General features: G+C 66.4%; 22 protein-coding genes. 18 read left to right on the top strand and 4 right to left on the bottom strand.

Going from position 1 to position 21394, the window contains the following annotated elements; genetic code table 11:
- Positions 1 to 16 precede the first annotated feature (16 nt).
- From CIHUM_RS08285 to CIHUM_RS08275, 3 genes are read left to right on the top strand one after another with little or no spacing between them, the layout of a single operon-like run.
- Positions 17 to 1198: a chymotrypsin family serine protease gene (locus tag CIHUM_RS08285; RefSeq protein WP_034998294.1), complete on the top strand. Its 1182-nt coding sequence runs from the start codon at positions 17 to 19 to the stop codon at positions 1196 to 1198.
- On the top strand, positions 1198 to 1362 hold the full coding sequence (locus CIHUM_RS08280; RefSeq protein WP_158293367.1) for a hypothetical protein: 165 nt from the start codon (positions 1198 to 1200) through the stop codon (positions 1360 to 1362). Before CIHUM_RS08285 ends, CIHUM_RS08280 begins: the two co-directional genes overlap by 1 nt.
- 24 nt (positions 1363 to 1386) lie before the next feature.
- The gene (locus CIHUM_RS08275) at positions 1387 to 1527 is read left to right on the top strand and encodes a hypothetical protein (RefSeq protein WP_034998295.1); all 141 of its coding nucleotides are present in this window, start codon (positions 1387 to 1389) and stop codon (positions 1525 to 1527) included.
- On the opposite strand, the gene malQ is transcribed toward CIHUM_RS08275, so the two are convergent.
- Positions 1524 to 3659 (bottom strand): 4-alpha-glucanotransferase, encoded by a 2136-nt coding sequence (gene malQ, locus CIHUM_RS08270; RefSeq protein WP_034999148.1) that lies wholly within the window; start codon positions 3657 to 3659, stop codon positions 1524 to 1526. The two genes, CIHUM_RS08275 and malQ, sit on opposite strands and share 4 nt — an antisense overlap.
- 53 nt (positions 3660 to 3712) lie before the next feature.
- Between malQ and CIHUM_RS08265 the strand changes: the two genes are divergently transcribed.
- The 11 genes from CIHUM_RS08265 to pdxY all read left to right on the top strand — a co-directional run bounded on the left by CIHUM_RS08265 (position 3713) and on the right by pdxY (position 15210).
- Entirely contained in the window at positions 3713 to 5551 is a 1839-nt protein-coding gene (locus tag CIHUM_RS08265) for an AMP-dependent synthetase/ligase (protein ID WP_034999149.1), read from the top strand.
- Positions 5552 to 5638: 87 nt separating this feature from the next.
- The gene (locus CIHUM_RS08260; protein ID WP_034998297.1) at positions 5639 to 6307 is read left to right on the top strand and encodes a hypothetical protein; all 669 of its coding nucleotides are present in this window, start codon (positions 5639 to 5641) and stop codon (positions 6305 to 6307) included.
- A gap of 10 nt (positions 6308 to 6317) precedes the next feature.
- The gene (gene hemW / locus CIHUM_RS08255; RefSeq protein ID WP_034998298.1) at positions 6318 to 7436 is read left to right on the top strand and encodes a radical SAM family heme chaperone HemW; all 1119 of its coding nucleotides are present in this window, start codon (positions 6318 to 6320) and stop codon (positions 7434 to 7436) included.
- A gap of 9 nt (positions 7437 to 7445) precedes the next feature.
- Complete coding sequence (gene hrcA, locus CIHUM_RS08250) at positions 7446 to 8459, top strand: heat-inducible transcriptional repressor HrcA (RefSeq protein ID WP_034998299.1); 1014 nt, start codon at positions 7446 to 7448, stop codon at positions 8457 to 8459.
- A 10-nt stretch (positions 8460 to 8469) separates the two neighbouring features.
- A complete protein-coding gene (gene dnaJ / locus CIHUM_RS08245; protein WP_273680195.1) occupies positions 8470 to 9600 on the top strand; it encodes a molecular chaperone DnaJ in 1131 nt (376 codons plus the stop codon).
- Positions 9597 to 10304: a 16S rRNA (uracil(1498)-N(3))-methyltransferase gene (locus CIHUM_RS08240; RefSeq protein ID WP_034998301.1), complete on the top strand. Its 708-nt coding sequence runs from the start codon at positions 9597 to 9599 to the stop codon at positions 10302 to 10304. The genes dnaJ and CIHUM_RS08240 overlap by 4 nt, the downstream gene beginning before the upstream one ends.
- Before the next feature lie 11 nt (positions 10305 to 10315).
- On the top strand, positions 10316 to 11338 hold the full coding sequence (locus CIHUM_RS08235) for a PhoH family protein (protein ID WP_034998303.1): 1023 nt from the start codon (positions 10316 to 10318) through the stop codon (positions 11336 to 11338).
- Positions 11335 to 11913 carry an rRNA maturation RNase YbeY gene (gene ybeY / locus CIHUM_RS08230; protein ID WP_034998305.1) on the top strand — a complete coding sequence of 193 codons (579 nt, stop codon included), beginning with the start codon at positions 11335 to 11337 and terminating at the stop codon, positions 11911 to 11913. The genes CIHUM_RS08235 and ybeY overlap by 4 nt, the downstream gene beginning before the upstream one ends.
- Positions 11910 to 13226: a hemolysin family protein gene (locus CIHUM_RS08225; RefSeq protein ID WP_034998307.1), complete on the top strand. Its 1317-nt coding sequence runs from the start codon at positions 11910 to 11912 to the stop codon at positions 13224 to 13226. Before ybeY ends, CIHUM_RS08225 begins: the two co-directional genes overlap by 4 nt.
- A 58-nt stretch (positions 13227 to 13284) precedes the next feature.
- Positions 13285 to 14349: a 2,3-butanediol dehydrogenase gene (locus tag CIHUM_RS08220; protein WP_034998309.1), complete on the top strand. Its 1065-nt coding sequence runs from the start codon at positions 13285 to 13287 to the stop codon at positions 14347 to 14349.
- Between the two features lie 9 nt (positions 14350 to 14358).
- On the top strand, positions 14359 to 15210 hold the full coding sequence (gene pdxY, locus CIHUM_RS08215) for a pyridoxal kinase PdxY (protein WP_034998311.1): 852 nt from the start codon (positions 14359 to 14361) through the stop codon (positions 15208 to 15210).
- 59 nt (positions 15211 to 15269) lie between these two features.
- Here the strand turns inward: pdxY and CIHUM_RS08210 are convergent, their stop codons facing one another.
- Complete coding sequence (locus CIHUM_RS08210) at positions 15270 to 16307, bottom strand: HNH endonuclease signature motif containing protein (RefSeq protein ID WP_051106327.1); 1038 nt, start codon at positions 16305 to 16307, stop codon at positions 15270 to 15272.
- Positions 16308 to 16446: 139 nt separating this feature from the next.
- On the opposite strand from CIHUM_RS08210, the gene era reads away from it, so the two are divergent.
- Genes era through CIHUM_RS08195 form a run of 3 tightly spaced genes read left to right on the top strand, consistent with a single transcriptional unit; the run spans position 16447 to position 18904 of the window.
- On the top strand, positions 16447 to 17439 hold the full coding sequence (gene era, locus CIHUM_RS08205; protein ID WP_034998316.1) for a GTPase Era: 993 nt from the start codon (positions 16447 to 16449) through the stop codon (positions 17437 to 17439).
- Positions 17429 to 18166 carry a DNA repair protein RecO gene (gene recO, locus CIHUM_RS08200; RefSeq protein ID WP_034998319.1) on the top strand — a complete coding sequence of 246 codons (738 nt, stop codon included), beginning with the start codon at positions 17429 to 17431 and terminating at the stop codon, positions 18164 to 18166. Before era ends, recO begins: the two co-directional genes overlap by 11 nt.
- 9 nt (positions 18167 to 18175) lie before the next feature.
- Entirely contained in the window at positions 18176 to 18904 is a 729-nt protein-coding gene (locus CIHUM_RS08195; RefSeq protein WP_034998321.1) for an isoprenyl transferase, read from the top strand.
- On the opposite strand, the gene CIHUM_RS08190 is transcribed toward CIHUM_RS08195, so the two are convergent.
- Positions 18905 to 19342, bottom strand: a complete 438-nt coding sequence (locus tag CIHUM_RS08190; RefSeq protein WP_051106328.1) for a Fur family transcriptional regulator — start codon at positions 19340 to 19342, stop codon at positions 18905 to 18907.
- 15 nt (positions 19343 to 19357) lie between these two features.
- Complete coding sequence (locus CIHUM_RS08185; RefSeq protein ID WP_243427132.1) at positions 19358 to 19840, bottom strand: ArsR/SmtB family transcription factor; 483 nt, start codon at positions 19838 to 19840, stop codon at positions 19358 to 19360.
- Positions 19841 to 20006: 166 nt separating this feature from the next.
- Between CIHUM_RS08185 and CIHUM_RS08180 the strand changes: the two genes are divergently transcribed.
- Positions 20007 to 21389, top strand: coding sequence for a glycine--tRNA ligase (locus CIHUM_RS08180; protein ID WP_034998324.1), 1383 nt, complete (start codon positions 20007 to 20009; stop codon positions 21387 to 21389).
- Positions 21390 to 21394 lie beyond the last annotated feature (5 nt).

Here is a 21394-nt window from a genome sequence, read left to right as displayed (position 1 = left end):
AGACAAGGAAAGCTGTATGGCGGACGCAACAGTGCGACGCCCCCGTGCGGGCGCACGCGTCGCCGCGCTCGCCGCGGCGTCCGCGCTGGCAGCTTCTGGTCTCGTCGGTGGGGTGGAGGCGCCGGCGGCGGAGCGTCTCGTGGTCAAGCAAGGCGCCCGCATGTTCGTGGACAACCAGCACAACGACACCCTCACCGCCTGCACAATCGGCTACAACGACCCTGAGCAGCGCCGCAGCTACACCGCGGGCCACTGCGCCGACAACGGCGACTACGCCTGGCAAACCGGCTCGCTGGTCTACCTCGCCGACAGTAAAGGCCGCGAAATGTCCACCCCTGCCGGCATGATCTACCCGGCCGCCGCCTACTACGGCGCCTCCAACGCCAACGACTGGGCCGTGATCTACTGGTTCAACGGCGTGGAAGTCGGCGCAAACCCCTACGGCGGCGAGTACGTGCCCATCCAGGATCTCGAACCCGGCGAGACCCTGTGCTACCACGGCTACGCCTCCCACGGCGGCACCACCGAAGCCTCGTGCGGGCCATTTGTGGGCATGATCGAGAAAACCATCTACTTCGACGCCCCCGGCATGCCGGACTACGGCGACTCCGGCGGGCCGGTTTACGCGCCGGGCCGCGGGCTCGTCGGCGTGATGTCCGGGGCGAACGCGCTCGTGGACGAAAGCGGCGAGGAGATCGTCGGCTTCGAGCGCGCCAGCTCCCTGCAAAGTGGCGCGCTATACGACGACGCCCGCATCGACACCTTCCTCCGCTCCCACCTCGCTGCGACGACAACGCCGCCCTCGCCGAGCAGGAAAACGCCGGCGGCGCCGTCCCCGGTGCACAGCACGGTGGTGACCCCCGTTGCGGAGGTCACCCGCGAGCCGTCGCCCGCCGTGACCTCCGTATCGGGCAACACCATCCACATTGCTGGGCCGACGAAGCGGTCGGTGGTGATCCCGGCCGCGACGTTGCAGGCGCCGATCCCGGTCGGCGCGGCCACGCCGTCGAGTGTGCCGAGTGAGGCGCCCGTCGTCACGCCTGAGGCCCCAGCGGAGGACGAGGCGCAAAGCAGCGAGAACACCGCGGAGGAGACCCGCGACCGCAGCGTTGCCAATGCGCTGCTGATCACCCTCGGCATCGTGGCTGCCGTGGCGGCGCTCGTGCCGGCGATCGGCTACATGATGGGCCTGATCTGATGAGCAGCGTGTTGCTCGGCTGGGTGATGGGTTTAAGCCCCTGGCTGCAGGTCCCGGCGATCCTGGCAATTGCGGCACCGTTGTGCACCGTGGCCGGCTACGCGCTGCTGCGCATCGTCGACGGCGCCGGGCGGGCCGCCGTGCGCCTGTTTTCCCGCCACTAGCCGGCAGCGCTAGGCTTGGGCACCATGGCCAACCCGGAAGAGCTGCGCAAGCAGGATCAGAAGCTGCCCAAGCAGCAGCGCAAGTACCCGCAGTCGCGGGTGACCCAGGTGATGTGGGTGCTCATCGCGCTCGTCGTCGTCGCGGCGCTGGCCGGGGCGCTCTAACGCGCGCTCGCGGCCGCGATGCGCTGAAACAGCGCGACGTCGGGGAGGTCTTCGATGAGGACGGGGGTACCGGAGGCGTCGCAAAGCGGAATGCACCAGTTCGAGTACATCTCGCGGTTGGTGCCCGGCTGGTTTTGAATGCGGGTGTCGCCCACCATGTCCACCAGGTTCGTGCAGGTCATCGCGGACGGGGTAGAGGCGACAAAGCGGGTCAGCCCCTCGACGAGGGTGTCCACGTCGTCGTACTCGCCAAGGTCCCGGTCGAGGAAGTTCACCTCGGCCAGCGGTGTGCCGTTGAACGCCCTCTCCGCCTGGGCGGCGGCGAGCACCTGCGAGATCCACACCGCGTCGGTGGCGTTGAGCTCCTCCAGCGACTCTTTGACCAGCCCGAGCTTGTGGCGCAGCGCGTTGTGCGCGCCCTCCAGGTACCCGGCGGTGGGCGGCAGGTCGTGGGTGCCCACGGCGGTCAGCGCCAGGTTGCGGTACTGCTGCGACGGGCGCGGCGCCTCCGGCGGCACGGACTCGAACCACAGCACGGAGGTGCCGAGGATGCCCTTGTCGCGGAGCACGTCCTGCACCCACGGCTCGAACGTGCCCAGGTCTTCGCCCACCACCACAGCACCCGCGCGCTGCGCCTCCAGCACGAGCACGCCGACCATGGCCTCGAAGTCGTAGTTCATGTACGCGCCGTGCATCGGGGTGTCCATGCGCGGCAGCCAGAACAGGCGGAATAGACCCAGCACGTGGTCGACGCGGATGCCGCCGGAGTGGCGCAGCACCGTGCGCAAAAGGTCGCGCCACGGCCCGTAGCCGGCCTCCGCCAGCTGCTGCGGGTTCCACGGCGGCTGCGACCAGTCCTGACCCTGCTGCGAGTACTGGTCCGGCGGCGCGCCCACCGAGGCGTCGGGAACCAGCACCTCGTGCAACGTCGCCGCATCGGCCCCGCCGGGGTGGATGCCCACCGCCAGGTCCGTCATGATCCCCAGCCGCATCCCGGCCGCCACCGCGCGCTCTTGCGCCGCGCGGCGTTGCTCGTCGGCGATGAACTGCAGCCACATGTGGAACTGCACCAGCTCCTGCGGGTCGCGCCCCGCGTGCTTCGGCGCGCCGTGGTGCTCCGACTCGCTCGCCTGCGCTGCGCACCACTCGGCGAACTGGCGCAGCCCCTCGCCTTCGTCCAGGCAGAACAGCTCGAAGTCCCGCGTGCGCGCCTCGTCCGCCGCCGAGAGGTAAAACAGCGTGCGCAGCGCCGCCAGCTTCGCGGCGAAAATCCGGTCGCGCTCCAACGGCTGCGCGGTGTGGTTCATCGCCTTGAATTCCGCAGCAAGCTTCTCGACGTCCCTCCGGTCCCCCTCGTCCAACAGCCCATACTCCGGCACCTGCTCCACCGCGATGTAGATGGGGTTGATAAACCGGCGGGAGGTGGGCAGATACGGCGAGTCCTCGATCGGCGGGACGGGTTCGGCGGCGTGCACCGGGTTGATCAGCAGGTAGTCCGCGCCCTCGGCCGCCACCGCCTCGGCAATCGCGCCTAGGTCGTTGAAGTCGCCGATGCCCCAGGACTCCAGCGAGCGCACCGAGTACAGCTGCGCCATCACACCCCACACTGGGTCCTGCACAACCTCGGCGGTGGTGGACAAGGTTTCCGGCACCACGATCAGCGGGCAGACCTCGTCCAAGTTGTCGGACTCCAAGTGCAGCTCGTGGTAGCCGGCGGGCAGGTCGCCCGGCACGTGGAACGTGGCCTCGCCCCACACCACACCGTCGGCGGCGGTACACGGTGCCGCCCAGTTCTCGTCCTGGTAGGCGTCGCGCGAGGAGCCGTCTTCCAGCCGGATCCAGCAGTGCGCGTAGTGCCCGTCGTGGACGTGCACGTTGAAGTGCTCCTCCGCGCCCTCGGTGGCTACGACGCACGGCGGCATGGGCCTTGTCGCCCAGAATTCCCGGCGGGCATCGAGGTGGAATTGGAGTTCTTCGTCCGACGGGTCGTCGTGAAGCGAAAGCCCCAAGGCTCGCAGCAGCTTGATAAAGGACTCGGCGGGAGGCTCGGCGACCAGCCCGTTCGAGGCGCGGTAGGACGTGCCGAAACCATAGGACTCGGCGAGGGCGTGCAGCAATTGAGCGTTGGTCACGCCACGCATTGTGCCAAAGCTCAGGCCCGCACGCTGGGGTAGTCTTGGGCACCATGCCTTCAAACGCGCACACCACGGAACTTGGATTCACGCTCAAAGACACGGACACGTGCCTCAGCCGGCTGATTCGCACCTGCGAGCAGAGCCCGCACCTGGTGCTGTACTACCGGCCGCGCAACTACGAGTGGGTCTCGGTCACGGCGGCGGAGTTTTTGGAGGAGGTCTACGAGGTCGCCAAGGGGCTCGTCGCCGCCGGGATCCAGCCGGGGGACCGCGTGGCCATTTTGTCGTCGACGCGCTACGAGTGGTCGCTGGTGGACTTCGCCATCTGGGCCGCCGGCGCCGCCTCGGTGCCGATCTACCCGTCGAGTTCGATGCACCAGATCCAGTGGATCCTGGAGGACTCCGGCGCGAAAATTGCCTTTACCGAAACGCGCGACCACACCCAGCTGATGAGCCCGTTTCTGCTGGACGAGACGGGCAAGCCGAAGTTCGCGGACTCCCCATCAAAGCTCGAGCGCATCTACGAGTTCAACGCCGCGGGCGTGGAGACGCTGAAGTTTGAGGGGCGCGACGTCGAGCAATCGCTTATCGACGAACGCGTCGCCGCCACCCGCCACCAAACCCTCGGCTCCATCGTCTACACCTCCGGCACCACCGGCCGGCCGAAGGGCGTGGAGATTTCCCACGGCAACTGGGCGTACCAGTGCTGGGCGCTTCTGGAAAACGAGATCGGCTCGGTGTCTTTCCCCGGCCAGCGCATGGTGACGTTTTTGCCGCTGGCGCACGTGCTGGCGCGCGCGGTGTCGCTGGCGTGGACGATCTCGGGCGCGACGCAGTCGCACTGGTCCGACACCTCAACGCTGACAATGGAGCTGCAGCGCGTGCGCCCGAACCTGGTCGTGGGCGTGCCACGCGTGTTTGAGAAGGTGCGCGAGGGCGCCTACAACAAGGCCGCCGACGGCTCCGCGATTGGCAAGCGCATGTTCTTGGAGGCCGAGAAGGCCGCCATCGAGTACTCGAAGGCGCTGGACACCGCTGAAGGCCCGTCGCGGCTGCAGAAGGCGAAGCGGGCGGTCTACGACAAGATCGTCTACGGCAAAATCAAGGAGGCCATGGGTGGCTCCGTCTGGTACGGCATCACCGGCGGGTCCGCGATGAGCGCGGATCTGTCGCACTTTTTCCGCGGCATGGGCGTGCCGGTCTACGAGGGCTACGGCCTGACCGAAACGTGCGCGGCGGCGTGCGTGAACAACGCCCACGCCAACAAGATCGGCACGGTGGGCCGGCCGGTCAACGGCTACTCGGTGCGCATCAACGACGACGGCGAGATCGAGTTCAAAGGTCCCGGCGTGTTCCACGAATACTGGGGCAACCCGGCCGCCACCGAGGAGACGCTCACGGACGGCTGGTTCAACACCGGCGACCTCGGCGAGGTGGACGACGACGGCTACGTGTCCATCACCGGCCGCAAGAAGGACCTGATCGTCACCGCCGGCGGCAAGAACATCTCGCCCGGCCCGATGGAGGAGATCATCCGCCAGGACCCGCTGATCGCGAACGCGCTGGTGGTCGGCGACGGCAAGCCGTTCGTCGGCGTGCTGGTCACCCTGGACGAGGAAGAGCTCAAGCGCTGGAAGGCCGACCGCAACATCCCGGCGAACAAGAAGGTCTCCGAGCTCGCCCAGGACCCGGCGCTGCGCGCGGAGGTTCAGGACGCGGTGAACTTGGCCAACGCCACCGTCTCGCGCGCCGAGGCGATTAAGAAGTTCCGCATCTTAGACCGCGACCTGTCCGAGCAGCACGACGAGATGACCCCGACGATGAAGGTCAAGCGCAACGTGGTGTTCCAGCGTTTCCAGGACGACATCGACAAGCTGTATCAGCGCTAGTTCGGCGCGCCTTCCTTCCTACTTTGAGCCTGTGGCATAGCATGCCAATTTGTCACTTCCCACAGGCGTTTCCAAGGAGGGCTTGCGATGCACAAGACTGCCGCCGTGCTGCGGCACCGCGAGCTCACGCAGGAGATTTACAACATCGGCGACGAGGTGGCGGAGTACACCGAGCACCTCGCTGAGGCCATCGCGGATTACGACGGCGAGCTCACCGAAGACTGCCTCGCCGAGTTCGTGGAGATCGTCGACGATGCGCGCCAGGACGCCCGCCGCGTGGTGGCGGAGCTGATCGGTTTGCGCCAGGCGCTGACCTCGGGCCGCGCCGCCGGCCACCTGTCCGCGGGCGCGAAACCGGAGGAGCGCATTCCGGAGCCCGAGCTTCTCGACGCCTCCGGTTTGAACGACCTCTTCCCCCTGAAAGCCCCGTTCTCGGTGCAGACCATGCAGGACGCGCTGACCGGCCGCACTGACTTGGTGGTGCAGCACTTAGGCGAGATCGTGTCCTACTGCCTGGAGCAGACCGACATGGTCGCCCGCGAGCTCGGCGTGGTGTCGCTGCCGCAGATGTACGCCCGTGTCGGCGAGATCGTCGAGGAGGCCGTGGTGGGCTGGGTGGAGACCGTCTGCCTGGACCACCCGGCGTTCGTGCGCACCATGCGCGGGTCCAACCCGCCGGAGTTTTTGGAGGAGCGCGCCCGCATCGACCGGATCGTGGCCAAGGTCGCCGCGAAGCGTTCCCGCCGCGGCGCCTAGCCTTAAGGCCATGGATTCATTCGGCGTTTACGTCCACGTCCCGTTTTGCGCCACGCGCTGCGGGTACTGCGACTTCAACACCTACACCCCAACTGAGGTGGATTCCTCCCACGCCCAGTACTTAGATGCCCTGGAGCGCGAACTCGAGCTCGCCGCCGCGCGCGGTATGCCCCAGGCCGACACCGTGTTCATAGGCGGCGGCACCCCGAGCTTGCTCGGCGCCGACGGGCTCGGGCGCATCCTCACCGCCATCCGCAACACGTTCGGACTCACAGCAAACGCGGAGGTGACCACCGAGTCCAACCCGGAATCCACCAGCCCCGGCTACTTCGCGGGACTGCTGGACGCCGGCTTCACCCGCGTCTCCCTGGGCATGCAGTCCGCCTCTACGCCGGTGCTGCGTGTGCTGGACCGCCAGCACACCCCGGGCCGCGCCGTCGCCGCTGCCCGCGAGGCCCGCGACGCCGGTTTCGCGCACGTGAACCTGGACATGATCTACGGCACGCCCACCGAAACCGACGACGACGTCCGCCGCACTCTCGACGCCATCCTGGCCACGGACGTCGACCACGTCAGCGCGTATTCGCTCATCGTCGAAGACGGCACCGCCATGTCCCGCAAGATCCGCCGCGGCGAATTGCCCGCGCCCAAGGAGGACGTCTACGCGGACCGCTACGAGATCATCGCCGACACGCTCGCCGCCCACGACTATGACTGGTACGAGGTCTCCAACTGGGCGAAGCCGGGCGGGCAGTGTCGCCACAACCTCATCTACTGGCGCAACCAGCAGTGGTGGGGCGCGGGCCCGGGCGCGCACAGCTTCATCGGCGCCGAGCGTTTCTTCAACGTCAAACGCCCCGAAACGTATGCGCAGTTGCTTGCCAGCGCCACGCTGCCCATCCAGGACCGCGAGGCCATCACCGACGAAGAGGCCCACACCGAGGCAGTCATGCTCGGCCTGCGGCTGAAAGAAGGTATCCCGGCAGCTTGGGTCGGGGCGGGGGCACGGGAGGTCGTCGATAGGCATGTGCGCGCGGGGCTGCTGGAGCAAAGCGACAGGCTGCGGCTGACAGATGGCGGCCGGCTGCTTGCAGACGGCATCATCACCGATATCCTGGCAGCCGAGTAAGGAGGCGTTATGGGTACTGCGGACCAGCGGCGCCAAGCGGTGCTGCGCGCGATCGTGGCGGACTACATTGCCAGCCAGGAGCCGGTGGGGTCGAAATCCCTGGTGGAGCGTCACAAGATGGGGGTATCGTCCGCAACGGTGCGCAACGACATGGCGGTGCTGGAGCAGCAGGGCTACATCTCGCAGACCCACGCCTCGTCGGGCCGCATCCCTACCGAGGCCGGCTACCGCGCGTTCGTGGACGCGCTGCACGACGTCAAGCCGTTGAGCGCCGCCGAGCGCCACGCCATTTTGGACTTTTTGGAAAACGGCGTGGATTTGGAGGACGTGCTGCGCCGCTCGGTGCAGCTGCTCGCACAGCTGACCAACCAGGCGGCGGTGGTGCAGCTGCCCACGCTGACCGTCTCGCGCGTGAAGCACTGCGAGGTGGTGGAGCTCACTCCGACGCGGCTGCTGCTCGTGCTGATCACCGACGCGGGGCGTGTGGACCAGCGCAACGTGGAGCTTTCGGCGCCGATCGGGCCGGAGGGAGTGCGGCTGCTGCGCGACCTGCTCAACGAGGCCCTAGTGGGCCAAACCATGCGCGACGCCTCCGAGGCGCTTTCTCGCTTATCGACGAAAGCTCCGCCCCACCTCGCCGACCCCACCTCACGCGCCGCAGAAGTGCTGATCACCACGCTGGTGGACGCGGCGCCGGACCGGCTGATCATTGCGGGCTCGTCGAACTTGGTCGTGCCGTCGGGAGGCTTGCAGGGCGTGATTGATGCGCTTGAGCAGCAGGTGGTGGTGCTGAAGCTACTGGCCGGCGCACAAGAGCTCGAGCGGGTGAGCGTGCGCATCGGGCGCGAAAACGAGGACGAGGAATTTTCACACGCCTCGATTGTTACAACAGCGTACGGCTCGGGCGACGAAGCACTCGGCGGCCTCGGGGTAGTGGGTCCGACCCACATGGACTACCCCGGTACCATGCAAAAGGTTGCCACCGTGGCCCGCTACATCAGCCGCATCTTGCGGGGCGAATAGAAGGGAAGATATGGCTCGCGATTACTACGGCATCCTCGGCGTGGACCAGGAAGCCACCGAGCAGGAGATTAAAAAGGCGTACCGCAAACTGGCGCGCAAGTACCACCCGGACGTCAACCCGTCCGAGGAGGCGGCCGAGAAGTTCGCGGAGATCGCGGCGGCCCAGGAGGTGCTGCTGGATCCGCAGAAGCGCGCGATCGTGGACCGCGGCGGCGACCCGATGGAAGCCGGCGGCGGCATGGGTGGCGCTGCCGGTTTCGGCGGCGGGGGACTCGGCGACATCTTCGAGGCGTTCTTCGGCGGCGGCGCCCGCCAGCCCCGCTCGCGCGTGCAGCCGGGCAACGACGCGCTGCTGCGCACCGCCATCACGCTCGAAGAAGCCTTCGCGGGTGTGAAAAAGGACGTCACCGTGGACACCGCCGTGCTGTGCGAGAAGTGCCACGGCACCGGCTCCAAAACCGAGGCGAAGCCAGTGCCCTGCGGCACCTGCGGCGGCGCTGGCCAGGTCCAGGAGATGCAGCAGTCGTTCTTGGGCAACGTCATGACCACCCGCGAGTGCCCCACCTGCCACGGCTACGGCGAAGTGATCAAGGACCCGTGCACCCAGTGCGCCGGCGACGGCCGCGTGCGCGCCACCCGCGATCTGACCGTGAACATCCCGGCCGGCATCAACTCGGGCATGCGCATCCGCATGGCGGACCAAGGTGAGGTCGGCCACGGCGGCGGCCCCGCCGGCGACCTCTACGTGGAGGTGCAGGTCAAACCGCACCCGGTGTTCGTGCGCGAGAACAACGACTTGCACGTGCGCCTGACCGTGCCGATGTACGACGCAGCGCTTGGCACTGAGCTCACCGTGGACAACCTGGCCGGTAAGCAGACCACCATCGACGTGCCCGGCGGCACCCAGCCCGGCGACACCATCCACCTGCCCGGCGAGGGCATGCCGCGGCTGCGCGCCGAGGGCGCCGGCGACATGATCGCCCACGTCCAGGTCACCGTGCCCACCGCCCTGACCAACGAAGAGCGCGCCGCCTTGACCGACCTGCGCGACGGCCACCCGGACAACCCGGAGGTCCACGTCGAGTCCGACGAGCACGGCGAGGGCTTCTTCTCCCGCATGCGTGACCGCTTCCGCCGATGAGCCTGCCGTATTTCCTCACCGAGGACCCGGCCGCCGGGGTACTCACCGGCGCGGAGGCCAAGCACGCCCACGTCAAGCGCATTCAGCCCGGCGAGCACATCATGCTTATCGACGGCCAAGGGACCACCGCCGTCACCCGCGTCACGTCGGTGGGGCCTGGTCGGGTTGACGGAGTTGTCGAAAAGCAGCAGTTCGTGCCGCAACCCACGCCGCGCGTGACGGTGGTGCAGGCGGTGCCCAAAGGCGAGCGCGCGGAGCTGGCCGTGGACCTGGCTGTGCAGGCCGGGGCCGACCGAATCGTGCCGTGGATTTCGCACCGCACCATCGCGCGGTGGCCGGCGAACAAGCAGGCCAAGCAGGTGGAGAAGTGGCGCGCGCAGGCTTTGGCCAGCGCGAAGCAGGCGCGCCGGGCGTGGGTGCCGGAGGTGCGCGACCCGGTGACCACGAACCAACTGTCCGCTCTGCTCGGCGCGCTTCCGGCAGGAAGCGCGTTGGTTTTGCACGAGGACGCCACCGACTCAATCCGCGACGTCGAATTCGGCGAAGACGTGTGGCTGATCGTCGGGCCCGAAGGCGGCATCGGCGACGACGAACTGGAGGTCCTCGGCGCGCGCCCGGTCAGGCTCGGGCCCGAGGTGCTGCGCACCGCCTCGGCGGCGTTTGCGGGGCTTTGCGCCATCGGGGCGTTGACCTCCCGCTGGTAGGGTTGGCCCCCATGGAAGAAATGGTGACGCGCAAGGTCGAACTCGACTCGGCGTACGCACAGTCCGTCCTGGGGATCAACGACGACAACCTGCGGGTTCTAGAGGACCAGCTCGGGGTGGGTTTCCATGCCCGCGGCACCGAGCTGACCGTCAAGGGGCACGCGGAGCAGGCGGCGCACGCGTTGCGCGTCGTCGAGGAGCTTGAGTCCATGGCGCGCCGCGGCGTCCCGCTTGGGGTAGACACGGTGATCCAGGCGGTGCGCATCATGGAGGCCGAGGCGCCCGGGTCCGTGACCGACATCCTCGGCGAGGAGATCATCTCGCGCCGCGGCAAGGTCATCCGCCCGAAGACGGCCGGCCAGCGCGCCTACGTCGACGCGATCGACGACAACACCATCACCTTCGGCATCGGCCCCGCCGGCTCCGGCAAGACGTACCTCGCGGTGGCGAAGGCGGTCCAGGCGCTGCAGAACAAAGAGGTCAAGCGCATCATTTTGACCCGCCCGGCGGTGGAGGCGGGCGAGAAGCTCGGCTTTTTGCCCGGCACGCTTTCGGACAAGATCGACCCGTACCTGCGCCCGTTATACGACTCGCTGCGCGACATGATGGACCCGGAGGCCATTCCGAAGCTCATCGAGGCCGGCATCATCGAGGTCGCGCCCCTGGCCTACATGCGCGGGCGTACGCTCTCGGACGCGTTTGTCATCCTGGATGAGGCGCAGAACACGACCGGCGCGCAGATGAAGATGTTCCTCACCCGCCTCGGCTTCGGCTCGAAGATGGTGGTCACGGGTGATACGTCCCAGGTGGATTTGCCGCGCGGCACCGTCTCTGGCTTGCGCGTGGCGCGGCGCATCCTCGCGGACATCGACGACATTTCGTTCCAGGAGCTCGGCGCCGGCGACGTGGTGCGCCACCACCTGATTTCGCGCATTGTCGCAGCGTACGACCGCCACGACGCGCAGAACGCTCTGCGCTACGAGAAGCGCCAGCAGGCGATCGAGGCCGAGCGGGAAGCGGAGGCGAACCAGTGAGCATTGAAGTGCTAAATGAGTCCGGCGAGGCGGAGGTCAATGAGCAGATGCTTATCGACGTCGCGTCGTTCGCCATGCGCTCCATGGACGTCCACCCCGAAACCGAAGCCACCATCACGCTCGTGGACGAAGCCACGATGGCAGATCTGCACGTGCGCTGGATGGACCTGGAGGGCCCCACGGACGTGATGAGCTTTCCCATGGATGAGCTGACCCCCGGCGGCGGCCGCCCCGACGCGGAAATGCCGGGGCCGGCGATGCTCGGCGACATCATCCTGTGCCCGGCCTACGACCGCAAGCAGGCGGAGATGGCCGGCCACGACCTGGCGCACGAGATGGCGCTGCTCACCGTCCACGGCGTGCTGCACCTTTTGGGCTACGACCACATCGAGCCGAAAGACGAGCGCGAGATGTTCGCCCTGCAAAACGAGATCTTGGCGGACTGGTACGACGACCTGAAACGCCGCGGCGTGGAGTACCAGCCGAAGCCGACCGGCGCGCACGCCTTCCCGTCGGCCGCGGACCGCGATGAGCTGGACAAGCTGATGCAGCGCAACATTGGCGGCGCCGAGTGACGCTGACCTTCGTCTACGCGGCCATCACCATCGCCGCGCTGTTGCTGTCCGGTCTGCTCGGCTCGATCGAGTCCGCGCTGGCGCCGATCTCCCGCGCCCGCGTCGAGGGCATGGTCAAAGACGACACCCCGGGCGCGGAGGCGCTTCTGCGGGTGGTGGACCACCGCGCGAACCACGTCAACACGCTTGTCCTGGTCAAAACGGTTCTGGATGTTCTCGCGTCTGTCACCGCTGCGATGCTCGCCATGGACCTGCTCGAATCCGACGGGTGGGCGATCGCGGTGGCGGTGGTCGTCGTCACGCTGCTGCAATTTTCCATCGTCGGGGTGTTCGCGCGCACCGCGGGCAAGCGCAACCCCTACACCATTTCGCTCAAAGCGGCCCAGGGCTTGGGGGTGTTCCAGGCGGTGCTCGGGCCCGTCGCAAAGCTATTGATTTGGGTTGGCAACCTGTTCCACCCCGGCGAGGACTTCCGCGACGGGCCGTACTCCACCGAGGTCGAGCTGCGCGAGATGGTCGAGGTCGCCCAGGAAAAGGGCGTGGTGGAAACCACCGAGGGCCGCATGATCCAAAACATCTTCGACCTCGCGTCCAGCTACGCGCGCCAGGTCATGGTGCCGCGCCCGGAGATGGTGTGGATCGAGGGCGAGAAAACCGCCCGCCAGGCCACCGCGCTCATGGTGCGCTCTGGGCATTCGCGCGTGCCGGTGATCGGGGAGAGCGTCGACGAGATCGTCGGCGTGGCGTACCTGAAGGACATGTTCGACGACCGTGGCACCCCGCTCGACCCCGCCACCGAAATCACCGAGTTCATGCGCGAGCCGCTGTTCCTCCCGGATTCGAAGCCGCTGGACGTGTTGCTCAAAGAGATGCAGCAGTCGAACACGCACATCGCGATGCTTATCGACGAATACGGCACCGTCGCCGGCCTTCTCACCATGGAGGACCTGCTGGAAGAAATCGTCGGCGAAATCACCGACGAGTACGACGAGGACGAGGAAGCCCCGGTGACCGAGGTGGAGCCGCGCCTGTTCCGCGTCCAGGCGCGCCTGCCGTTGGACGACCTGGTGGACTACCTTGCCGACAACCTGGATTACGAGCTGGAGTACCCCGAGGACGTCACCGACAACGTCGACACGGTGGCGGGGCTGTTGTCGTATGAGCTGGGGCGTGTGCCGCTGCCGGGCGCCTCCATTCTCCGCGCCGGGGTGCGCTACACCGCCGAGGGTGGCCGCGACCGCCGCGGCCGGGTGAAGACCCGCACCGTGCTGGTCTCCGTGGCCGAGCCCACAGAGCCGCTGCCCGGCGATTAGTCCTATTTTTCGGTAGAATAGTACGCGTAAGCAGGTTTTTCACCGAGAGGAGCTTCACATGCGCGCTGTGCGTTACTACGGCCAGAAGGACATCCGCGTCGAGGAGATCGACGCACCGGAGGCAGGCAAGGGCGAGGTGCTCATCGACGTCGCCTGGTGCGGCATCTGCGGCACCGACCTCCACGAGTACCTGGAGGGCCCGATCTTCTGCCCGAAGCCGGGCCACCCGCACCCGATCACCGGCGAGGAGCCGCCGGTCACCCTCGGCCACGAGTTCTCCGGTGTCGTCGCCGCGCTGGGCGAGGGCGTGGACGATCTTGAGGTCGGCCAGCACGTCGTCGTCGAGCCGTACGTGCTTCCGGACGATGTCGACCCGAAGGAGCCGGGCCCGTACAACCTCCACCCGGACGTGAACTTCATCGGCCTTGCCGGTGGTGGTGGCGGCCTGTCCGAGAAGGTCGCGGTGCAGCGCCGCTGGGTCCACCCGATCAGCAACGACGTGTCGCTGGACGAGGCCGCGCTCATCGAACCGCTGTCCGTCGGCCACCACGCATTCGTCGCCTCCGAGGCCGGCGAGGGCGACGTGGTCCTCATCGGCGGTGCTGGCCCGATTGGCGTGCTCACGGCTGCCGTCGCTAAGGCGTACGGCTGCACCGTGATCGTCTCCGAGCTGTCCGAGCTGCGCCGCCAGAAGGCCCTCGACGCCGGTGTCGCCGACCACGCCATCGACCCGTCCAAGCAGGACCTCAAGGAAGAGGTGCAGAAGATCACCGACGGCAAGGGCGTCGACGCTGCCTTCGAGTGCACTTCCGTCAACGTCGTGCTTGACCAGCTCGTCGATTGCTTGAAGCTCAAGGGCACCCTGGTCGTCGAGTCCATCTGGTCCAAGAAGGCCGAGCTGGACATCCACGCCGTGGTGATGAAGGAGCTGACCATCCGCGGCATCATCGGCTACGCCCACGACCACGAGCAGACCATCAAGCTCGTCGAGGAGGGCAAGGTCGACCTCAAGCCGTTCATCACCGGCAAGATCGGCTTCGACGGTGTCGTTGACGAGGGCTTCGACACCCTGATCAACCGCAACGAGACCGCCGTGAAGATCCTGGTGTCCCCGGAGCTCTAAAATGCTCGTATGAGCAACATTCTCTCCATCCAGTCCGCTGTCGCGTATGGCCATGTCGGCAACTCGGCAGCGGTCTTTCCTTTGCAGCGCATCGGCCACGAGGTGTGGCCGGTGTATACGGTGAACTACTCCAACCACACCGGTTACGGCGCGTGGGGCGGGCCTATCATCCCCGCCGAGGACGTCGCCGCGGTGCTCGCAGGCGTTAAGGACCGGGGCGCATTCCCGCTTATCGACGCCATCCTCACCGGCTACCAGGCATCCCCCGAAATCGCCGACGTGATCGTGGGCACCGTGCGCGACATCAAGGCGGAGAACCCCGACGCGCTCTACACCTGCGACCCGGTGATGGGCTCGGCGACGTCCGGCTGCTTCGTCGCCGACACGATCCCGCCGTTGTTCCGCTCCACGATCGTGCCGGCGGCGGACATTATCACCCCGAACCAGTTCGAGCTGGGGTATTTGACCGAGCGCGACGTCACCGACCTGGATTCCACCCTGGCCGCCGTCGACGCCGCCCGCGAGATGGGCCCGTCCACCGTGCTGGTCACGTCGGTTAAGCGCCCGGAGACGCCCGAGGACGCGGTGGAGATGATCGCCGTCGACGACCACGGTAAGTGGATCGTGCGCACCCCGCGCCTGCCGTTTAAGCGCAACGGATCCGGCGACGTCACTGCCGCGCTGTTTACCGGCCACTACCTCCGCGGCCGCGACGCGAAGGACGCGCTGGCCAAGACGGCGTCTTCGGTCTACGACCTGCTGCGCGTGACCCTCGAGGCCGACTCGCCGGAGCTCAAGCTGGTGGAGGCGCAGGACTTCTACGCCAACCCGCAGCTCCAATTCGAGGTCGAGGCCCTCTAGCCGCTTTTGGGCATGCCGATGTGCCCGCCCTTTTGGGGCGGGTTTTCGGTGTGTGGTGGTTAGTCGAAGAGCAGCTCCATCGCGCCTGGGGTGGTCATGGGGACTTTGGTGCCGTTGGGTGCGACCCAGTGGATGCGGGCGTTGGGGTTGTCGATGTAGCCGAACGGGCCGTGCCGGTTGTCGGCGTTGACCCCGTTGTGGAAGGGGCAGAGTTCGGCGAGGTTGTCCATGTTGGTCATCCCGCCGTAGCGCCATGCGTTGATGTGGTGTGTTTGGGTGGTTTCGGCGGAGTGTTTGCAGTCGGGAAACGCGCACGACGGGCAGAGCAGCTTCGACATGGTCTTTTGTTTGGGGGTGGCGCAGCGCTTTGCGTGGTAGAGGTTGACGGGGCCTTCTTGGGGGTGGAACGCGGCGACTTCGAGGATGTCGCCGAATTCGTGTTCCATGTATTCGGCCCCTGTCATGGTGGTGCCGTCGGTGCAGATCAGGGTGACTTCGTCTGCGTGGCCGGATTGGATGCGGGCCCAGTCGGCGATCGGCACCAGGATGATCGGCCGGAAGTTCGCCTTCGGTATGCCTTTGCCGTCGCGCAGGATGCTGATGAGGGTGTGGGCCATTTGGGCGGCGGCTGGGTCGTCGGCGTCGATGAGTTTGCGCAGCAGGTGCTCAAGATCGGCCAGGTCGCGCTCGTTGTAGGTCAGGATCATGGTGCGCATGCCCGCCTTGGAGCGGCTAAACCTGCACGAGGGTGGGGCTGGTTTGACGGGTTGTTTGATCAGCCGTTTGATGCGCTTGGTTAAGGCCCGATACGAGCCGCGGTGGCGCACTAGGTCTAAGCGGATGCGCCAGCGCTCGGCGGCTCCTTCAACGGCGAGCAACTTTTTCTCGATGTGCACGAGCTGGTCGACCGGTAAGCCCTCGGCGGCAGCCAATGCGTCGCGTTGTTTGCGGGTGAACTGGGTCGGCCCAAAGTAGGTGTGGTGCACCCGTGCCAGGTCGCGCACCCGGCCGGTGGACAGGCCGGCGGCCATGGCTATGTCGCGGTCGAAGTCGGCGAGGACACCCACGCCTGCGGTGACAAAGTCGGTGAAGTTCATGGCCCAGAAGCTATGGCGGCCACGCAACCCGAACAAGACCCAAATCAAAATCTGTGGATAAGCACCGCCAAAAGCCGCCGCCACAACACGGTTGTCCACAGCTAAACCAATCAGGGCTTGACAGGTAGAATCCCAGGCCATGAACGACTTCCCCGATTTCCCGGACGATCTGCCCGCAGACGCCAGCGCGAACGATGTCGAGCGCGCCGACGCCAGCGGCTTCACTGACACCCCGGAGGGCTTCAGGTCGGGGTTCGTCAGCTTTGTGGGCCGCCCGAACACCGGCAAGTCCACGCTGACGAACGCGCTGGTGGGGGAGAAGATCGCGATTATGGCGGATCAGCCGGAAACCACCCGCCACCCCATCCGCGGCGTGATCAACCGCGATAACGCGCAGGTCATCGTCGTGGACACCCCGGGTATTCACCGCCCGCGCACGCTGCTGGGCGAGCGTCTCAACGACGTGGTCAAGGACACCTTCGCCGACGTGGACGTCATCGGGTTTACGGTGCCTGCGGACGAGAAGATCGGCCCCGGCGACCGCTACATTCTGGAGCAGATCCGGGAGACGAAGCCGAACACTCCGATTGTGGGCATCGTGACCAAGCTGGACAAAACCACCAAGGACACCGTCGGCGAGCGCCTGCTGGAGCTGCACGAGCTGTTGGGCCCAGACGCGGATTTGGTGCCGGTGTCGGCCACCCAGCAGATTCAGGTGGATACGCTGCTTGACGTGCTCGTCGATAAGCTCCCAGAGGGCCCGCGCTTCTACCCCGAGGACCACACCACCGACGAGGACATGGAAACGCGCATCGCGGAGCTGATCCGGGAGGAGGCGCTGCAGGGGCTTCGCGACGAACTGCCGCACTCCGTCGCCGTCCAAATCGACGAGATGCACCCGGACCCGGACAACCCGCAGCGCACCATGATCTACGCTGTGCTCTACCTGGAGCGCCCGGGCCAAAAACGCATCATCGAAGGCCCGGACGGGCGGCGTTTGAGCGGCATCGTGCACCGCGCCCGCAAGCAGATCATCGAGCTGACGGGGCGAAACGTCTACCTGGACGTGCGCGTGAAGGTGCTGAAGAACTGGCAGCAGGACCCGAAGGCGCTGGGCCGGCTTGGCTTCTAAGGCTGCCTCTAGAGCTCCGCGCCCGAATTGGCGCGACCGCGCGTTCGTGGTGCGCACCTACGATTTCGGGGAGGCGGACCGGGTGGTGGTCCTGCTCACCAAGAACCACGGGCTTGTCCGCGGGGTGGCGAAGGGGGTGCGCAAGGCGAAGAGCCGCTTCGGGTCGCGGCTGCAGCCGTTCGTGGAGGTCGACGCGCTGATCTACCCGGGCCGCGGCCTCTCGACGATCGCATCCGCCGACACCGTGACCTACTTCGGTGCCCGCATCATCGACGACTTCGACCGCTACGCCGCCGCCTGCGCGGTGATGGAGACAGCGGAAAAGCTCAGCTTCGACGAGGCCGACCCCACCCTGTTCGCCCTGGTCCAGGACGCGCTGACGAACCTGCAGACGGACCAGCACCCGACGATGGTCCTCGACGCGTTCATCCTGAAGGCCACCGAGCACGCCGGCTGGGGGTTGAGCCTGTTCGACTGCGCGAACTGCGGCGCGCCCGGCCCGCACAAGGCGTTCAACGCCAGCCAAGGCGGGGCGGTGTGCAACAACTGCCGCCCGCCGGGCTCCATGGATGTCCATCCTGAAACGTTGCACGAGATGTGGTTGATGGAGCGGGGCGGCAGCGTGTCGTCGATACGCGTGGCGCAGATTCACCGCGCAACGGTGGCGCACTTGCAATACAACTTGGAAGCCGGGTTGAAAAGCTTCAAGATTATGGAGCAGGCATAATTGGCACCCATGGGCGCACCGAGAATTGACAAGAAGTTCATCCCGAAGCACATCGCGCTGGTGATGGACGGCAACGGCCGCTGGGCGCAAAAGCGCGGCCTGAAGCGCACCGAGGGGCATAAGGTGGGCGAGGAGAAGCTCATGGACGCCGTCGACGCGTGCATTGAGCTCGGCGGCGTCGAATGGCTTTCGGCGTACGCGTTTTCCACCGAGAATTGGAAGCGCTCGCCTTCTGAGGTGCACTTTCTCATGAACTTCACGCGCGAGGTGCTGCGCCGCCAGCGCGACGAGCTGCACGCCAAAAACGTGCGCGTGGTGTGGTGCGGGCGTCGCCCGAAGCTGTGGGGCAGCGTCATCGAGGAACTCGAGGTCGCCGAGGAGCTGACCAAAAACAACACCGGCCTCACGCTTGCCATGTGCGTCAACTACGGCGGGCGCGCGGAGATCACAGATGCGGTGCAAAAGCTTATCGACGCTCACGTGTCCACCGTCGACGAAAAAACCATCGCCCGTTACCTGTACCGCGCGGACATGCCGGACGTGGACCTGTTTTTGCGCCCGTCGGGCGAGCAGCGCACGTCGAACTTCCTGCTCTGGCAGTCCGCGTATGCGGAGATGGTGTACCAGGACGTGTTGTTTCCGGACTTCACCAAGGAAGACCTGTGGGACGCGGTGCTTGAGTACGCGAAGCGCGACCGCCGCTTCGGCGGCGCGGTGGACAAGTTCGCGGATAAGTAGTTAGCGTTTGGCCTGGCAGGCGCGGCACACGCCGTAGATTTCGGCGTCGTGGCCGACCAGCTCGTAGCCGTAGTGCGCGGCGATGACCTCGGCCCACTTCTCCACGGGCCCGCCTTCGATTTCCTCGCTGCGGCCGCACTCGGCGCACATCAGGTGGTGATGGTGGTGGCCGGTGAGGCAATCGCGGTAGAGGGTTTCGCCGTCGGGGGACTGCAGCACGTCCACGGCTTTGACCTCGGCGAGTGATTGCAGTGTGCGGTAGACGGTGGTGAGGCCGACGGACGCGCCGTCGGCAAGCAGTTGCTCATGAATGGTTTTCGCGGACGCGAACTTGTCCAGCCCCCGCAGCGTCTCCACGACGGCGGCGCGCTGGCGCGTCATACGCGGGCCCAGCTTGGGCACGGGGCGCGATTGCGCTCGGCGGTTCGTTTGCGTCATACGGTTGCAGTCTACCTAGTCGCGCACAGGCTTTGGCGTCTGCGGGGCAAGGCCAGGATCCGTTTCGGGGCGCACAGCGGTAGGCGGGTCGACGATCGCCGCGCTGCTGGAGCCGCTGGCATGGCCGGTGTCGCGGTTGCGCTTGCGTTTGCGCAGTTCGGCCAGCTCGTCCTGGGCCTCGGTGAGTGTCTCCAACGACGCCAACTCATGGATGATGCAGATGATGTCCGGCTGGTTCAGCGCGTAGAGCACCTCGCGGCCCTTGCGCGACGAGGACACCAACCCGGCCGAACGCAGCACCCGCAAATGCTGTGAAATCAGCGGCTGCGACTTCTCCAACTCGGCGACCAGCTGGTGGACCACCATCTCTTCCTCGGCCAACAGCAGCAGAATCTCTAGCCGGGTCTTCGAATCCAACACCTTCACCAGCGCAGCGGCGCGGTCCAAATCCTCGTCCGCAAGCTTTGGAAAGTCTGTCAACGGGAAGCGTTCGCTCACGACGTCCCCTTTCCTCAGTGCCAATGCGCTATCTATTTCATCAGAATACAAGACAGTCTTAACGGAGTGGGACTTATGTCCAAACTGGGCGGGTGACCGGAGGCGGCGTAAGGCGGGCTATGCTGTTGACCGTAATTTGCACGCACTTTCCCACCAGGAGATGTTGATGCCCGCATCAAAGATTGAAACCGTCGTTAACCTGTGCAAGCGTCGCGGACTGGTGTACCCCGCAGGTGAAATCTACGGCGGAACCCGCTCCGCGTGGGACTACGGCCCGCTCGGCGTGGAACTGAAAGAAAACCTCAAGCGCCAGTGGTGGAAGCACATGGTGCAATCCCGCCGCGACACCGTCGGCGTTGACACCTCCGTCATCCTGCCCACGCGCGTGTGGGAAGCCTCCGGCCACGTCGAAGTGTTCACCGACCCGCTCGTTGAGTCGCTGCACACCCACAAGCGCTACCGCGCCGACCACCTCCTGGAAGCCTACGAGGAAAAGCACGGCCACCCGCCGGCAAACGGCCTGGCAGACATCAACGACCCGGAAACCGGCCAGCCCGGCAACTGGACCGAGCCGAAGGCGTTCTCCGGTCTGATGAAGACCTACCTGGGCCCGGTGGACGACAAAGAAGGCCTGCACTACCTGCGCCCGGAGACCGCGCAGGGCATCTTCGTCAACTTCAAAAACGTCATGACGTCCTCGCGCCTGAAGCCGCCGTTCGGCATCGCGAACACCGGCAAGAGCTTCCGCAACGAGATCACCCCGGGCAACTTCATCTTCCGCACCCGCGAGTTCGAGCAGATGGAGATGGAATTCTTCGTCAAACCCGGCGAGGACGAAAAGTGGCACGAGTACTGGATTGACAACCGCTACAACTGGTACGTCGACCTGGGCGTCAACCCGGACAACCTGCGCCTCTACGAGCACCCGGAAGAAAAGCTCAGCCACTACTCCAAGCGCACCGTGGACATCGAGTACGCCTTCGGCTTCTCCGGCTCCAAGTGGGGCGAGCTCGAGGGCGTGGCTAACCGCACCGACTACGACCTGCGCACCCACGCCGAGGCCTCCGGCGAGGACTTGAGCTACTTCGACCAGGAGAACAACGAGCGCTGGATTCCGTACTGCATCGAGCCGGCCGCCGGTCTCGGCCGCGCCATGATGGCCTTCCTCATCGACGCCTACGACGAGGAAGAGGCCCCCAACGCCAAGGGCGGCACCGACACCCGCGTCGTGCTGCGTCTGGACCGCCGTCTTGCGCCGGTGAAGGTGGCCGTGCTGCCGCTGTCGAAGAAGCCGGAGCTGTCCGGCCCGGCCGAGGAGCTCGCGGCGAAACTGCGCCAGCACTGGAACGTCGACTACGACATCTCCGGCGCGATCGGCCGCCGTTACCGTCGTCAGGATGAGACGGGCACCCCGTTCTGCGTCACCTACGACTTTGACACCCTGGAGGACCAGGCTGTGACCGTGCGCGAGCGCGATACGATGGAGCAGGAGCGCGTGCCGCTGGCGGAGCTGGAGTCCTACCTGGCCGCCCGCCTGATCGGCTGCTAAATTCT

The sequence above is a fragment of the Corynebacterium ihumii genome (assembly GCF_028609825.1).
Taxonomy (GTDB): Bacteria; Actinomycetota; Actinomycetes; order Mycobacteriales; family Mycobacteriaceae; genus Corynebacterium; species Corynebacterium afermentans.
Note: the sequence above shows the minus strand (reverse complement) of the source record. Positions and strands in the feature narration are given on the sequence as shown.

Excerpts from the sequence above, each read along its gene's own strand:
- pdxY (WP_034998311.1), top strand. The coding sequence starts at position 14,359 with ATGAGCAACATTCTCTCCATCCAGTCCGCTGTCGCGTATGGCCATGTC.
- CIHUM_RS08210 (WP_051106327.1), bottom strand. The coding sequence starts at position 16,307 with ATGAACTTCACCGACTTTGTCACCGCAGGCGTGGGTGTCCTCGCCGAC.
- CIHUM_RS08235 (WP_034998303.1), top strand. The coding sequence starts at position 10,316 with ATGGAAGAAATGGTGACGCGCAAGGTCGAACTCGACTCGGCGTACGCA.
- CIHUM_RS08190 (WP_051106328.1), bottom strand. The coding sequence starts at position 19,342 with ATGACGCAAACGAACCGCCGAGCGCAATCGCGCCCCGTGCCCAAGCTG.
- hrcA (WP_034998299.1), top strand. The coding sequence starts at position 7,446 with ATGGGTACTGCGGACCAGCGGCGCCAAGCGGTGCTGCGCGCGATCGTG.
- dnaJ (WP_273680195.1), top strand. The coding sequence starts at position 8,470 with ATGGCTCGCGATTACTACGGCATCCTCGGCGTGGACCAGGAAGCCACC.
- CIHUM_RS08275 (WP_034998295.1), top strand. The coding sequence starts at position 1,387 with ATGGCCAACCCGGAAGAGCTGCGCAAGCAGGATCAGAAGCTGCCCAAG.
- CIHUM_RS08220 (WP_034998309.1), top strand. The coding sequence starts at position 13,285 with ATGCGCGCTGTGCGTTACTACGGCCAGAAGGACATCCGCGTCGAGGAG.
- era (WP_034998316.1), top strand. The coding sequence starts at position 16,447 with ATGAACGACTTCCCCGATTTCCCGGACGATCTGCCCGCAGACGCCAGC.
- CIHUM_RS08195 (WP_034998321.1), top strand. The coding sequence starts at position 18,176 with ATGGGCGCACCGAGAATTGACAAGAAGTTCATCCCGAAGCACATCGCG.
- CIHUM_RS08280 (WP_158293367.1), top strand. The coding sequence starts at position 1,198 with ATGAGCAGCGTGTTGCTCGGCTGGGTGATGGGTTTAAGCCCCTGGCTG.
- CIHUM_RS08260 (WP_034998297.1), top strand. The coding sequence starts at position 5,639 with ATGCACAAGACTGCCGCCGTGCTGCGGCACCGCGAGCTCACGCAGGAG.
- CIHUM_RS08265 (WP_034999149.1), top strand. The coding sequence starts at position 3,713 with ATGCCTTCAAACGCGCACACCACGGAACTTGGATTCACGCTCAAAGAC.
- CIHUM_RS08240 (WP_034998301.1), top strand. The coding sequence starts at position 9,597 with ATGAGCCTGCCGTATTTCCTCACCGAGGACCCGGCCGCCGGGGTACTC.
- hemW (WP_034998298.1), top strand. The coding sequence starts at position 6,318 with ATGGATTCATTCGGCGTTTACGTCCACGTCCCGTTTTGCGCCACGCGC.
- CIHUM_RS08180 (WP_034998324.1), top strand. The coding sequence starts at position 20,007 with ATGCCCGCATCAAAGATTGAAACCGTCGTTAACCTGTGCAAGCGTCGC.
- CIHUM_RS08285 (WP_034998294.1), top strand. The coding sequence starts at position 17 with ATGGCGGACGCAACAGTGCGACGCCCCCGTGCGGGCGCACGCGTCGCC.